Below are 14121 nucleotides of genomic sequence, written 5' to 3'. Positions count from 1 at the left end.
CAAGACAACAGTTTCATCTTGTTTATACGATGTTCTTGCGTCTTCTGGATTTGTCCCTTCATTCAAGTTGTAGTTTATAAAATAAGACGGATTTTCTTCCCACTGCGCATACAGCGTCAAGTCTTCTGTCAGCGTGATTTTTTCTTTGTCTTTGTATAATTTGCCAGATTCATTCGGTTTTTTGTCTGTGCTCCAGCCGGAAAAGATGAAGTCTGTTTTTTCTGGAGATGGAGAAACAATCTCTGCACCGAATTTTCCAGAAAGCGTTGTCTTGTCCTCTCCGTTGTCAGCGTCAAATGTCAATGTGATGATTTTTCTGTCGTAGTAGATTTTTACGACTGTTGAGCCGTCAGCCACGATTTTTGCCTGAGCGAATTCCTTTGCGGTGAATCCGTCTGTCTCTTCCGCCTTTGCCGCGGTTTCTTCGCCGGTTGTTCCTGTCATCGGCTCGGTTTTTGCGAGAGTGTAGCTGTCGTCCGCAACGTTCTGCTGCCAGTGCTCCACTTTGTAGGCTGTTCCAGTTCCTGCCGCCCACTGTGCGTACAGCGTCAAATCTTCTGTCAGCGTGATTTTTTCTTTGTCTTTGTAGGATTTGCTGGATTCATTCGTGATTTTGTCTGTGCTCCAGCCGGAAAAGGTATAGCCGGTTCTTGTAAATGTGTTTGCCGGAAGCTCGAATTCCTCGTTTTCTGTTTTTGTAATGCTTTCGATTGTGCCGCTTCCGCCGTTTGCGTCAAATGCAACGGTAAATTTGTCGGGCTCGCTGGTAGTTATCTTGCAACCAAAAAGCGAGAGTGCAAAAACGCACGCTAAAACTACACGCGCGACTGGTGGGGGGGGGTAAGATGTTTACGGTAATTTTTCATTAAAATATTCCTGTAAAATAGAAAAATGTTCGGGTCATTTCGATAAACTCAATGACCGCTACAATACTTTAAAAACATTTTCTTGATAAAAAGATAAGAATGTTTGCAACGCAAACTTCAAAAATTATAGGATAGGAATTTTTTGCTGTCAATGTGCAGTAGCTGGTTGTACTTTGTAACGCGTTCAAGGATGTGCGCTTTTTGCCAGATGTTTGTAAAAACAGAAATTGTCTTTTTGAAAAAATGGCGCCACGGATGGCGCATAAAGACAGCTAACCGGCAAAAGCAAAGCTTTTGTCAGCTCACGGACGTGCGGGTTTTGTTAAAAGCGGAAATATCCAGCCGCCTAGTCCGTTTGCTATGGTTACTGTGGCGACTACGGCTGCGTTTTTGAGGGTGAAGGTTTCTGGTCCAAAGGCGGCTCCGTTGTAGAACGAATTTGCTACTGAGTGGTCAAATCCTGCGATTATGAACACCGGCACGTAGATAAAAAGTCCGAGTTTATGGCCGTTTTTCCAGGTGTCTACCGAAAGAAACATTAAAATTCCGCAGAAAATGCCGGAAATAAACAGCTTTGCAAGAGGAGCGGCTAGTTTTGCTGAATATGCTTTTGCCGCCGCTTCCTGAATTGAAGGAAAATATTTTCCGACTGCGATTCCGATTAAGAATGTTGTGAGCTGGTTAAAAAAACAGGTTACAATTACGAGTTCCCAAGCTTTTTTGTCTTTAAAATTGTAAGCCAGATAACCGACTTTTCCTGTGTAAAGGTTGAATCCGTAGATGCAGATTGCAAAAAGTCCGCCGCAAAAAAGAAGAGCGCCGAACCATTTTAGTCCTGCCGTTACGCTTGCCATGTAAACGCATCCGCCGATTGAAATAAGGATGCCTGAAAGAATTGCTTTTTTGATTTCGTTTATCATAATGCTGTAATTTTAGTAAAAAAAAACTTTTAGGAAAAGGGGAAGCACGAATTGAAGGGGAATGCAGCCCGGATTGCAGCAGCGCGCAGCGTTCGGCATTTGCCGAATGAAGCGGAAGCGGAACTGCGAAAAGCCGGTTTTTGAGGCTGCTTGCCAATTTTTGTTGAAAAAATATTTTTTTTACAAAAAATGCGCTCCCAAATTCAAAATTTTGCGCAAAAAAGGCCGGATTTGCTCAATTAAGTCTGGAATTTTGCGCTTTTAATTGACTTAAACTATTTTTTTTAAGATTATGGAAGCAGTTAAAATTATGGAAACTAAAAATATTACGCTTTCGCACTTGGCTACTTTGTCAACTGCGGATTTGCTCTCGCTTGCTGATGAATTTGGTATTGACATACCGGAAAATCTGAATAGAAGCTTTGTTATCAGGGAACTTTTGGAAACTGCCGAAGAATTGCAGTCAGAGTCTGAAAACGAAGATATTTCTGAGGTTGAAGGTGAAGCCGAAGCTCTTGAAAAAAAAGAAGCGCTGCCTGAAACTTACAATGAAACGGAAATTTGCGCAGTTTTGCGAAATCCTGCATGGGTTTTTGTTTACTGGGATATTTCGGCGGCGGACATTGCCCGTCTTAATTCTGATTTTTCTTTTAAATCGCTTTGTCTTCGTGTTTCCTTTTGGGAGAATGCCGATGACGAAAAGCCTGCTGAGTCTTTTGATGTCCAGCTCGGAATTTCGGACAGGCAGCAGTATGTTCTTTTGTCGCCGGGGAAAAATTTTGTGCGCCTTGATTTGGTTGCTCAGTACAGCGGTGGCAAGGATGACGAAAATCTCGCTGTTTCCAGAAAAATTGAGCTTCCGAAAGGTTCTCCGATTTTGAATTCGCTTCCTGGGCGGGAGCTTGATGTTGGAGAATTGGTTGAGCTTTCTAATATGAAAGGTCTTTTAAATGCCCATTTTGAAAATCATCGTCAGTCGTTTTTATAATTAACGGAGCTGGAGTTAAAAATGTCAGAAAAAAATCTTTCAATCGTTGTCGTTGCGCATCAGCCTTATGTCCGTCATGTCTGTAAGGAAGGTGAGCTTCCTGGGGCGGAAAATGATATTTTTTTTGGTGCGTTGAGCCAGACTTATGTTCCGCTTGTAAACCTGCTTAATAAACTTGAGGCCGAAAATATCGATTCAAAATTTTCAATTGTTTTGTCTCCGGTCTTGTGCTCGATGTTGGATGACGAGGTGTTGCAGAGTCAGTATGTTGAATGGCTTGACCGTTGCATTGGTCTTGGCCAAAAAGAAAAAAAAAGACTTGCCTCTTGTCCAGAGCTTTTAAAAAACGCTGAAGAACAGCTCGAAAAAATTGTTCAGACTAGAAAGGATTTTGTTGAAAAATACGAGTGCAACCTTTTAAAGCAGTTTGCTGGCTTTGCAAAGCGCGGAAGAATTGAAATTCTTGCTTCGTGCGGAACTCACGCTTTTTTGCCGCATTATGCCGATATGCCTGAAGTTTTGAACGCTCAGGTTGAAACTGGAATTATGTCGCACAGGCACTTTTTTGGCCGCGCTCCTGACGGTTTTTGGCTTCCATATATGGGTTACGCAAAGGGAATTGAAAGAACTCTCCGCTCTTACGGAATAAATTACACGGTTTTGGATACTCACGGAATTCTTTTTAGCGAAAACGCTCCTAAAACCGGAATTTTTGTTCCTGCCCGTTGCTGGAATTCGCTTGTTGTTTTTGGACGTGATGGCGAAGCTTCGCAGAAAATAAACGGCCGCGAAGGTTTTTCTTCAAATCCGGTTTATAAAAATCAGGAAAAAGACATTGGTTTTGAGCTTGAAGAAAGCGAGCTTGAAGGCTTTTTGCAGCCGGATTCGCCTCGGAGAAACACTTTGTTCCGCTATTGGTCAAAAAAAGATGATTCTGATTCGCCATATGATTCTAAAAAGGCTTTGGAGCAGGCGAAAATTGACGCTGCGGCTTTTTTGGACGAAGAGAATCGAAAACTCGAAAAAGCTTCTGAATATCTTGAAAACCCTGTTCTTGTCTGCGCGATTGACGCCGCGGCTTTGGGACAATGCTGGGCTGAAGGAATGGACTTTTTTGAAGAGGTTTTGAGAAAAAATGCTTCTTCTAAGTTTGTCGCTACTGGCGATTTGATAAAAGATCAGTTTAAGCTCGAAAAAATAAACCCTTATCCTTCTGCTGCGAGCGGAACTGGTTATGGAGAAGATCTTTTGGACAGTTCTAACAGCTGGATGCTGCGCTATACAAGAAAAATGTGCGAACGCATGGTTGACCTTTCCGGCCGGTTCCCTGACGACACTGGCTTAAAAGTGAGGCTTTTGGTTCTTGGCGCAAAGGAACTCATGCTTGCCCAGTCTGGAGAGCTTGCAAAGATGATTCATTCGGGAATTTTTTCTGATTTTGCAAGAGAATCTTTTACAAAGAGTGTCATTGATTTTACTAAAGTTTTTGATGCTTTGGGTTCAAATACTGTGAGCACGGAATGGCTTACAAAACTCGAAAAAGAGCACGTCCTTTTTCCGTGGCTGAATTACCGCATCTTCTGCCGAAAACAGTAATTTTTTATAAAACAGTCTGCAAGTTCAAAGTTTTGATTGAATTTGCAGATTTTTTTATTTATTTTAGAAAACCGAAATTTTTTATCTGGTCGTGGACGTTCAGTAAATCTTGGGCTGCTGTTATTGCTTCAATTGCCGGATCAAATTTTATTCCGATTGAGGATGACATATTTTTTGCTTCTGTCCATTTTTCAATCGCCTTTTGAATATTTTGTCTGTCGCCTTTTGAATATAGCTCGATTCCTTCCGTGTATTTTTCGTAAACCATTGTTCTTATTTGTGAACGGCCTCTGTCTCCGAGCAAAAGCCGCGCCGCGAGGCTTATGTGGTTTACCGGATTGAACGAAGTTGTAAGGTCGAGGGTATAATTTACGTTCATTTTTATGCCTTTTATGTCGAACTGGCTTCCAATGCTAAAACGCGGATTTCCTCCGCTGAGCATAAATCCTGCTTCAAAATCGAAAAAAGCCGTAACGTTGATTTCTGCTCCGCTGGCAAACGAAAATTTTTGCGAAGATGAAAAGTTCATAAGGTTTACAGGCTGGCGAAATTCTGCCGTAAAAAGAAGATTTTTGAACAGTCTGTACGAAAAGCCGGCGCTTATTCTTGTTGGAAGAGAATCGTCAAGCTCAAAATTTTTAGAAAAGCCAGTAAAGGCAAGACCGAGATTGTTGAGAGCAAGTCCAAAATTAAAATTTGGTTCAAGACTGCTGAAATTTTTAAGAAAATTAAACCTTACGAGAAGTCCAAAATCCGCCATAAAACCGAGGGCAGACTGTTCAAGTCCAGAACCGCTTTTTATTTTGTCTGTCTGATTGTCTGCATAATCTGGCATATTTCGCCACGAGGCGCGCACCGTGTAACCTGCGGCAATTCCCTTAAAATTGTATCCCGCCAAAAAATTATACGCCATGTTGAACGCGAGCGAGGTTTCTGAGTAATAGCTTCCTGCAAGCTTGTCTCCAAAAAGGTTGTATTCTGTGAACGGAACATAAAAACATTTTAACTGTAGTCCCATTCCAAGATTGTTGAATCTCAAGCTTCCTTCCAATGTTTCCATTGCCGAGTCTGCAATCCAAGAGTTGTGAAAAAATGCGATTTCTGAATTGCTTAAAACTGCTGAGCCTGCCGGATTGTAGTCAAAAAAAGTGATGTCGTCGCAAAGACCTGTTATTGCAGTTCCTAGGCTTTCCGAGCGTCCTCCGGTTGGAATATTGAGCGAACGAAAAACTGTGGTTCCCTCGTTGCTGTCAGAAAAAGAACCAAAGACATCGCTCAATTTTGAATTGACGTCTTTTAGATCGAGCGCAAAAACGCAAAAAGGCGCGGCTGCGGCGTTAAAAACCAGAACGGCGAGAAAAATAAATGCTTGTTTTTTTGCAAAATGCTGTTTTTTTCGCATAAATTTTATGTCAGTATGAACTAGATCCTGTTTTTGAATATTAAATTTTTTCATCAATTTATCGCAAAATCTGTTTCAAAATTCAAAAAACTGCCGTTCACTTTATTCTAATTTAAATTTCGGTTTTTTACCTTTATTGCATAAGAAATAATACCGAAAATATTAAAAATTGGCACGCTTTAAATTTTTCGCCGGCATTTTTATTTTTTCTCTTTTTGCTTTTCCTTTTTTTTCTCAGGAAAATATTTCTTTGCAGAAGCCTGTTTTGGAGAAAAAAGTTCTTCCGCTTTCGGAAATTGACCTGCTCATAAAAAAAAATGAATATTCTTCCGCTCTTGAAGCGCTTTCGCTTTTTATAAAAAGAAATCCTGAGCAGTTTGACCGCGCTCAAAAAAGAATTTCGCAAATTATGAAAAAAAGGCTGGATTTTAACGCGCAGGCTTTTGTTCTTGCGGAAAAAATGCAGGAATCAGCCGGTTTGAGCGATTTGCAGGCTGATGCTCTCGACAGCAAAAAAATGGACATCATCGTTTCCCTCGAAAAAATGGAGCAGAATCCTCCGAAAGAAGCTGTCGATTTTACAAACGATGCCCGGCGCACAATTCGCCTTTCGTATTACATCAACCGTTCAAATTCAATTTTGGCCCAAAGCGCGGAATTTGTCGAAAATGCTGGCTTTGATTCGTCAGAAAATTATTTTCTTGCAGCCCAAAAATCTTCGGAAGCGCTTTCTCTAAAAACTAAAGACTCTGATGCGGTTTTTGAAGGCGAAAAAGAAATTGCGGTCGTTTATCCGGACGAGCTGAACGCAAAAGTCGAAAAACAGATTAAAAAGCTCTCTGAGCTCAATTCAAGCTTAAATGACCTTCTAAAAAACTGCCAGGAAGACTATAAAAAATACAAATCGGCGGTTCAAAATCTACGCACGGACGAATCAGAATCTGCGTTAAAAAAAATGAGCCGCTCCTTTGAAAAAATTATCCGCGCAAGAAACGAAATTTATTCTTCAGGAACCGAACTTTTAGCTCTCGACAGGCGCGCAATCGGACTCAATCCCGGACTTGGAGACACTTCGTACATAACTTTTAGCGCACGGGCGGTTTTTGGATTTGAAAAACTTTCTTCTTCCGGAATTTTGGCTGCGGTCGATGCTTTCTTGAACAGCCGCGTTGAAGATTTAAAAAATACGGTTTACGAAGCGATTTTAAATGAATTTTCCCTCATAAACTCTCAGTTTGCCTTAAATCCGCGGATTTTTGATTCCAAAATTGAAACTTTTCCGGTTTTTGAGCTTGCAGACGGCGCGGCAAAATTTGCATTTCAAGGACAGGAAATTCATTCTTTTTACAAAAAAATTGACGGCGGCGATTTTTCTGGTTTTGAAAAATACAAGGATTCTCTTTTTTTTATTCAAAATTTTTCGGCAAAAAACTTAAAAAATGCCCTTAATCTTGCACAAAGCGTTTCTGACAAAAATCTTGAGCTTGCTCAAAAAATCAGCTTAAACAAGAATTTTTCTGTTCTTGGAAAAGAAATTCTAAATTCTGCGGCTTATTATGAAAATAAAATTGCAGAAATTGATGCAGAACAAAATTCTCTGTCGGACGGAAAGACTTTCCTGGCCGAAAATAAAAGTCTTGACTGGAGCGTTCCTCTGGCTTTTTACGATAAAATTCTTCAGCTTGCAAAAAACGAATGTGAAAATCAGGCGGGAAATGTCTGGTCAACTCTCGCAAAAGCATATTCTGACGAAGGCGACAGGCAGCTGGCCGATTTTACGCTAAAAAGAACTGAAGCAGATTCTCTTTTGAACGGAATTGAAGAGATTGAATCCGAGACAAGAATCGTAAAATTTTATCCGACAAAGGCTTTTCAAAAATGTGCGGAGCTGAACGAAAAAATTAAAAAGGAAATTGCCGTTCTCTCTGGTTTTAGAAAAGAGCTTGATGGCGGACAGAAATTCCGTGGAACTCAGCAAATTTATACAGACAGTGTTTTGAATCTTGAGTCGGTTATTGCGGCGATGAACGGACTTTTGCTTGACTGCCAAAAAATCATGGCAAGCGCAAAGTCAAAATCAAACGAAGCGTTAAAATCCGCAAATGAAGCAAGACGCCTTTATGAATCCGCTCTTTCTTATCTTGAAAAAAAGCAGTACGACCAGGCGCGAAATTCTCTTTCAGATGCAGATTCAGCTTATAAAAAATCTCTCCAGCTTGAAGAAAACGATTCGCTGCGCAGAGAATTTTCTTCAAAAATTGCTCTTGCCGACGAAAAAATTACGGCTATGCAGAACGGCTGGGTAATTTCGACTGTACGTTCTTTAATTACGGACGCTTACAATGATTATTATGCCGGAAATTTTGAATACGCAAAACGTTCTCTTGACAGCGCGTCAGAAATTTGGGAAAAAACTCAGGCCCAGGAAAATTCAGAAATCACGGAGCTTGCAGTTCTCGTAAAGGAAGCTCTTGAATCAAGCGGCGGCAAAGAAATTTCGTACGCAGATCCGCTCTACAAAGACATGGGAACTTATCTAAATAACGCAAAACTTCATTACGAAGAGGGCTCAAAGCTCTATTCTTCAGGAAATACTGACGAAGGCAAAAAAAAGCTGGCGCAGGCGAGGGACGAAGTCCGTAAGGTTCAGAGGGTTTTTCCGAAAAATCAGGAAGCAGGCAACTTGAATCTTTTGATAAATAAAATTCTCGATCCGTCTGTGTTTAATTCGACCGTAGCTCAAAAAATAAATCAGGCAAAAGCCGCAGCTTCTTCTGGCCGCGACGTTGACTTGCGGAATTCTCTAAACGAGATAAAGGCGCTTCAGAAAATAATCCCGGAAAACAAGGCTGTTGCGCTTGCCGTAAAGGATTTTGAATCGCAGTTAAACCGTCTTGCGCAATCCGAGCAGGCAAAGAAAAATCTTGCCCGTTCAAACGAACTTACATCTCTTGCTAAAAATGAAAAAAATCTGAGTAAAAAAATTTCGCTTTTAAACGAAGCTCTTTCGCTAAACCGGCGCAATATTCTTGCCCAAAAATTGAAGGATGAAGCCTTCATTCTGAATTCAAAGGCGACGACTGTAAAAAATTATCTTGATGATGCCGACGAAGCACGCTATTCAAGAGCGGAAAGACTTTACAATGACGGCTTAAAAGAGCAGGCGGAAATTTTGATAAACGATTTGTTCACAAAAAATCCTCAGGTTGCTAAAGTTATAAAACTAAAACGGCGAATTGAAAATATGTGAAAAAAGCGCCGGAGAAATAAAAAGATGATGAAAAATAAAGATTTTCAAAAAATAAAAAAAACTGTTCTCTCTTTTATCACGCTGGCTGCATTCAATCTGTTTTTGCCTGCCCAGAGTCTTTATTTTGAAGCGCCGGTTGCGGTTACTGAAAAAAATACTCAGTTTCCAGTTGTTGTTTCCGGCTCTGGAACGAATTTTCTTTTTTTTGAAGAGGCTTTAAATTCTCAAATTTTCATAAAATTCATCGAAAAAAAAGATTTTTCAGGAAAATGGTCGTCTCCCAAAAAAGTTGCCGGTCCTTTTGTTTTTTCTGGCGATGTCCCGGACATTTATTCGGCTGCAAGCCTTTCTGACGGAACAGTCTGTGTCGCTGCAAGCGAATCTCAGTACGAAATTGGAATCTACACTTCCAAAGACGGAGGTGAAAATTTTTCTAAGACAAAAGTTTCGATGTTTTCAAGGCATCTTGTTGCGCCAAGAATTTTCAGAACAAAAAACGACGCTTTTGTGCTTTTTGCTTCCCTTGAAGAAGAAAGTAAATTTTCAATAGTTTATTCTGTTTCCAAAGACGGACTTTTTTGGTCGGATTTTTTGATTTTTGAGCCGGCAAAAAATCTGGACAATTCCTTTGCGCCGTATCTTTGTCCTGTTTCTGAAGGCGATTTGGTTGTTTTTCAGTCGCATTTTTCTGTTCCGGACAAACCAAAAACTTTTCAGCTTTATTCGGCTTTTTCCGCAGACGGTTTAAAAACTTTTTCTCAGTCTGGGCTTTTGACGGACGATAATGCGACTTTTAGCCGGAAAGCAAATTCTTTTATCGAGTTTTCAAACCAAAGTCCTGTCGTTTATTCAAAAAATTCTCAGATTTGGTGCGCCTGGGAGCGGAACGAAGTCCGTTCAGAAAACACATATATTGTTCTTGCCAGAATTGCTTCTGACGGAAAACTTTTTGAAAACAGACGGGTCCGTGAATATTCTGATTTAATGAATTCCCATCGCCCGGCTTTTTTCGAACATGACGGTCAGACGAGCCTTGTCTGGTTTGACAAAAACAACGGCGCGTATTCCGCTGTCAAAAATTCAGAAAACAGTTTTGGCTCTCAAAAATTTATTAAAAACAGCGAAAATTCGAGTTTTGTCTGTCCTGTAATTTCGTCAAGTTCCTTAAAAAGCGAAATTTCTTACATTTGGCAAAAAAATAATAAAAATCCGCAGATTTTTGAAGTTGAGCAGGATCATTTTGTTCTTCCTCCTGTTTTAAAAGAGGTTAATTTTAAAAAGAATGTCCGTTCTTCGCAGGAAAAAGTAAAAATCCGCATTACAATGCCTCAGGACACGAGCGGAATTTCTGGTTTTTCCTGGAGCTTTTCAAAATCGCCGGAAACCGAGCCTTCGACGGACAGTTCTGATCTTATCGTAGAAAAAAATATTTCTTCCGGACGCTCATACACGGTAATTGCAGCTGCGGATGAAGACGGAGAATATTTTTTTAAGGCGAAAGTTCTTGACGCGGCGGGCAACTGGTCTGAGTCATCTCAAATTTCTTATTACCGCGACATTACGCCTCCTCAAAAAGTTTCGATTCTTCCTGTAAAAAAGGACGTTTTTGGTTTTGTAAACGACGGCTCTTTTTCTGTTTTCTGGCAAAAAAATCAGGACGACACGGACGTTGCAGGCTACAGCTGGAGCTTTTCAAAAGTCAGGGATTTGAGTCCGCAGTTTAAGGATTCTCTCATACGAAATCAAAGGCAGAATCAGCAGAAAAAAGAAGAAATTTTTGAATATTTACAGAAAATTGAAGGGCAGTCGCAAAAACTTATTCAAAAAAGCCAAAAGCCTTCAAAGACTGTCTGTCTGAGAAAAAATTCCCTCACTTTTAAAAATTGCCGTAACGGAATTTATGTTTTTTCTGTGCGCGCAATTGACGAGACCGGAAACGCCGGAGAAAGCGAGTCGGTTGTTCTTGTTGTAAATAAATATTCTCCGCATACGGTGATTTTTGGACTTCAGACAAAAAAAGATGAATTTGGAAATCTGTCGGTAAATATTTTTGGCCAGGATTTTGACTACGAGGGTTTAGTTGACCAGATTATTGTCGAAAAGAGCGGAGATCCGCAATTCAAAAAAACTTTTTATCTTTCAAAAAATGATTATAAAATCAGCTCTTCAAGCCTCATTACGAACCTTCATCTTGAAGAACTGGAAGAAGGAAACTATAAAATTTTTGTGCATCATTCAAGGCGCGGAACAAGCGGCGGAGAAAATGCGGAATCGAACAAATTCAGAATAGATGAATCCGGAACTGTAAAAATTGAACGGCCGTTTGTGCCTTCCGCAGAATGGAAATCTTATTCTTCGGAAAAAAAATATTCGGTTCAGGTTGTGGATCTGCTTTTTATTCTTCTTGCAATATTCTGCGTTCTTGCCGTTGTTTTTGCAATTTATGGAATTGCCAGCGCTTTGCGGGAATCAGTTTTAATTCATTCAGAAGTTGCCGCGCTTCTGACAGGAGATGTTATGCCGTTGACTAAAAAAATTAAGGTTGAAAAATTGAAAAAGCGACAGACAAGCTTAAAACTCAAGCTTGTAAGTTTTACAGTCCTGCTTGTTCTTTCAATCGTTATAATGGTTTCTGTTTCTCTTGGGCGGAGAATGATTCAGACACAGCGAAAAACTCTCGTAGAAAGCATGCGGGAGCAGGTTACGGTTCTTCTCGAAGGAATGTCAAATTCTGTTCAAAACGCAATGAACGACGCGGTTGAAGGCGGAAGTTCTGTTGGACTTATAGATTTGGTTCGTCAGACAAACAATTTTGGTCCGGCAATCTATTCAACTGTAATCGGCCGCGGAAAAAACACTGGAAGCTCAAGCCTCGGCTTTTTCTGGGCTTCGACCGAAAATACCGCGGCAATAAGTCAAAAGCTCGACACAGCGGAGCCTTTAATCGGAAAAAGCCGTTTTAAGAGCGAAACTGTCGAATCAAAAATTGCCCTTCAATGTGCTCCTCTTGAAGAAACTGCGCATCAAAAAGTCGATGATATTTTAAAAGATATTTCAGAAAAATATTCTCGCGAAAAAAAAGATGAATACACGGCAATTTTAAGAAGCATTTCTCGCGAAAACACACAGTCCGTTCCTGTTTTTAACGAAAATTCGCTTGCGCAAAATAATCTAATCTACACTTTTTACTATCCAGTTTTTTATAAAAACAATAATTCTCAAAATCTTTTGCATGCGGTTTTGGTTCTTCAGGTTTCGGCGGAGGAACTTGTAAATTCTCTTTCCCATTCCAGAAACACAATCATAATTGTTGCCTGCGTTGTCGCTTTTGTGGCAATGCTTTTGGGTATAATCGGCTCCTGGTTTTTGGCGTCTCTCATTGTTGAGCCTCTAAAAAGACTCATGGCGCACGTAAAGGTAATTACAGAAACAAAAGACAAGAAAAAACTGAAAAACTTTACAATCAGCATAAAAAGCCACGACGAGATCGGAACCTTAGGCGATGCCGTAAACAAAATGACTTCCGGTCTTGTTCGTGCGGCGGAAGAAGAAGAAAAATCTCTCGAACAGGAAAAACTTTCGCTTGACGCAAAGGCTGTCCAGCAGACATTTCTTCCGCTTTCTTTGACAGAAAAAGGCGGCAAAAAAACAACCGCCGAAGAAAAAGAAAAAACTTTCCAGCTTTTTGGTTATTACGAAGGAGCAGATGCCGTTTCCGGAGATTATTTTGACTACAAAAAGCTCGACGACAGGTTTTACGCTGTCATAAAATGCGATGTTTCCGGCCATGGAGTTCCTGCGGCTCTTATTATGACGGTTGTGGCAACTCTTTTCCGGAAATATTTTGAGCAGTGGACATTTAAAACCCACGGAACAGCGCTCGGAAAACTCGTAGTTCAAATAAACGATTTTATCGAATCTCTCGGAGTAAAAGGCAAATTTGCAACTCTTTTAATAGCCTTGTTCGATTCAAAAAACGGCGATGTGCATTTGTGCAACGCTGGAGACAATATAATCCATATTTTCAGCAGCAAGGAAAAAACAATAAAAACAGTCACCTTGCACGAGTCTCCTGCCGCAGGAGCGCTTCCGTCATTTATGGTCGAAATGAAAAGCGGTTTTGTTGTTGAAAAAATTCATCTAAATCCAGACGACGTTCTTTTTCTTTATACTGACGGCATCGAGGAATCTACACGTTTTTTCAGGACGGAAGATTTTAAGGTTACAGAATGCCGTGAGCCTGACTTGAACAACGACGGAATTCACAAAAATCACAAAATCGGCCAGATTTCCGAGCAGATTGAATACGAAAGGGTAAAAGAGATTCTCGAATCAGTCCTAAACCGCAAAATTTACCGTCTTATAAAATATCACAGCCCGATTCCGGACGAAGAGCTCATATTTGACTTTGAAAAACTCGAAGGCAATATTGACGAGGCAATCATGGCGCTTGTCGCAGTCGAAAAAGTATTCAGAATGTACAAAACTCCGCAGTCAAAGGGCAGCGTGGAACAAAACGAAAACGGCGAAATCTTGGTTCAGGGCGATGTAGTCCGTGTAGACCGAAAAATCGACGCATTCCTAAAAAAAACATTCAGCCGCTATTCATATTACTGTTCTTCAGTTGCCGATTTGCAGGAACCGAACTATATTTATTATCAGAATTTAAACGAAGATCCGCAGGCAGACGACCTTACGCTTCTTGCGCTAAAAAAATTGTAAAGCAACAAAAACGGAGTTTTAATAAGGAGGACTTTATGGCATTAAAAGAAAATCTTCAGAATTATTTAAAGAAAGGCGTTCAGGCTTCAAAGGAAGCGTTTTCAAAGGCAGAAACCGCTGTAACAAAATTCGGAGACGAAAGTGTTCTCAAAATCGAAAAAAAACAGTTTCAGGCAAAGCTTAGCAAAGAAATAGCATCTCTCGGACAGGACGCATTGGACTCATTTGAAAAAAATATCCCGATTCTTCCCGAACAGGAGCCGTTTCTCAGCCGCCTGAATACAATAAAAACTTTAAAAGCCGAAATACAGCAACGCGAAGACCTTCTAAAAGAAAAACAGAACCAAAAATAATCCGGGTGGCTTTTTGTTCCGCAA

Annotated in this window: 8 protein-coding genes; 5 read left to right on the top strand and 3 right to left on the bottom strand. The window is 40.4% G+C overall.

Annotated features, from left to right (window positions below; translation table 11 throughout):
* Together B2X33_RS01835 and B2X33_RS01830 are read right to left on the bottom strand one after the other, a co-directional pair.
* Positions 1-774 (bottom strand): InlB B-repeat-containing protein (locus tag B2X33_RS01835; RefSeq protein WP_296667176.1); only part of this gene is annotated, 774 nt, incomplete at its 3' end.
* A gap of 394 nt (positions 775-1168) precedes the next feature.
* Positions 1169-1786 (bottom strand): formate/nitrite transporter family protein, encoded by a 618-nt coding sequence (locus B2X33_RS01830; protein WP_296667174.1) that lies wholly within the window; start codon positions 1784-1786, stop codon positions 1169-1171.
* Positions 1787-2096: 310 nt separating this feature from the next.
* Between B2X33_RS01830 and B2X33_RS01825 the strand changes: the two genes are divergently transcribed.
* Both B2X33_RS01825 and B2X33_RS01820 read left to right on the top strand, forming a co-directional pair.
* Positions 2097-2774, top strand: a complete 678-nt coding sequence (locus B2X33_RS01825; RefSeq protein WP_296025099.1) for a DUF4912 domain-containing protein — start codon at positions 2097-2099, stop codon at positions 2772-2774.
* Positions 2775-2795: 21 nt separating this feature from the next.
* A complete protein-coding gene (locus B2X33_RS01820; RefSeq protein WP_296667172.1) occupies positions 2796-4370 on the top strand; it encodes a 1,4-alpha-glucan branching protein domain-containing protein in 1575 nt (524 codons plus the stop codon).
* 58 nt (positions 4371-4428) lie between these two features.
* Here B2X33_RS01820 and B2X33_RS01815 read toward each other — a convergent pair whose 3' ends face one another.
* Complete coding sequence (locus B2X33_RS01815; RefSeq protein ID WP_296667169.1) at positions 4429-5826, bottom strand: UPF0164 family protein; 1398 nt, start codon at positions 5824-5826, stop codon at positions 4429-4431.
* A gap of 211 nt (positions 5827-6037) precedes the next feature.
* Here B2X33_RS01815 and B2X33_RS01810 point away from each other — a divergent pair, with 211 nt between their 5' ends.
* Genes B2X33_RS01810 through B2X33_RS01800 form a run of 3 tightly spaced genes read left to right on the top strand, consistent with a single transcriptional unit; the run spans position 6038 to position 14097 of the window.
* A complete protein-coding gene (locus B2X33_RS01810) occupies positions 6038-9022 on the top strand; it encodes a BAR domain-containing protein (protein ID WP_296667168.1) in 2985 nt (994 codons plus the stop codon).
* A gap of 24 nt (positions 9023-9046) precedes the next feature.
* Complete coding sequence (locus B2X33_RS01805; protein ID WP_296667166.1) at positions 9047-13744, top strand: SpoIIE family protein phosphatase; 4698 nt, start codon at positions 9047-9049, stop codon at positions 13742-13744.
* A gap of 35 nt (positions 13745-13779) precedes the next feature.
* Entirely contained in the window at positions 13780-14097 is a 318-nt protein-coding gene (locus B2X33_RS01800) for a hypothetical protein (RefSeq protein WP_296025080.1), read from the top strand.
* The last annotated feature ends 24 nt before the right edge of the window (positions 14098-14121 follow it).

Origin of the sequence: Treponema sp. UBA785, assembly GCF_002297065.1 — a bacterium.
Taxonomy (GTDB): Bacteria; Spirochaetota; Spirochaetia; order Treponematales; family Treponemataceae; genus Treponema_D.
Note: the sequence above shows the minus strand (reverse complement) of the source record. Positions and strands in the feature narration are given on the sequence as shown.

Excerpts from the sequence above, each read along its gene's own strand:
- B2X33_RS01830 (WP_296667174.1), bottom strand. The coding sequence starts at position 1,786 with ATGATAAACGAAATCAAAAAAGCAATTCTTTCAGGCATCCTTATTTCA.
- B2X33_RS01825 (WP_296025099.1), top strand. The coding sequence starts at position 2,097 with ATGGAAACTAAAAATATTACGCTTTCGCACTTGGCTACTTTGTCAACT.
- B2X33_RS01820 (WP_296667172.1), top strand. The coding sequence starts at position 2,796 with ATGTCAGAAAAAAATCTTTCAATCGTTGTCGTTGCGCATCAGCCTTAT.
- B2X33_RS01800 (WP_296025080.1), top strand. The coding sequence starts at position 13,780 with ATGGCATTAAAAGAAAATCTTCAGAATTATTTAAAGAAAGGCGTTCAG.
- B2X33_RS01815 (WP_296667169.1), bottom strand. The coding sequence starts at position 5,826 with ATGAAAAAATTTAATATTCAAAAACAGGATCTAGTTCATACTGACATA.
- B2X33_RS01805 (WP_296667166.1), top strand. The coding sequence starts at position 9,047 with ATGATGAAAAATAAAGATTTTCAAAAAATAAAAAAAACTGTTCTCTCT.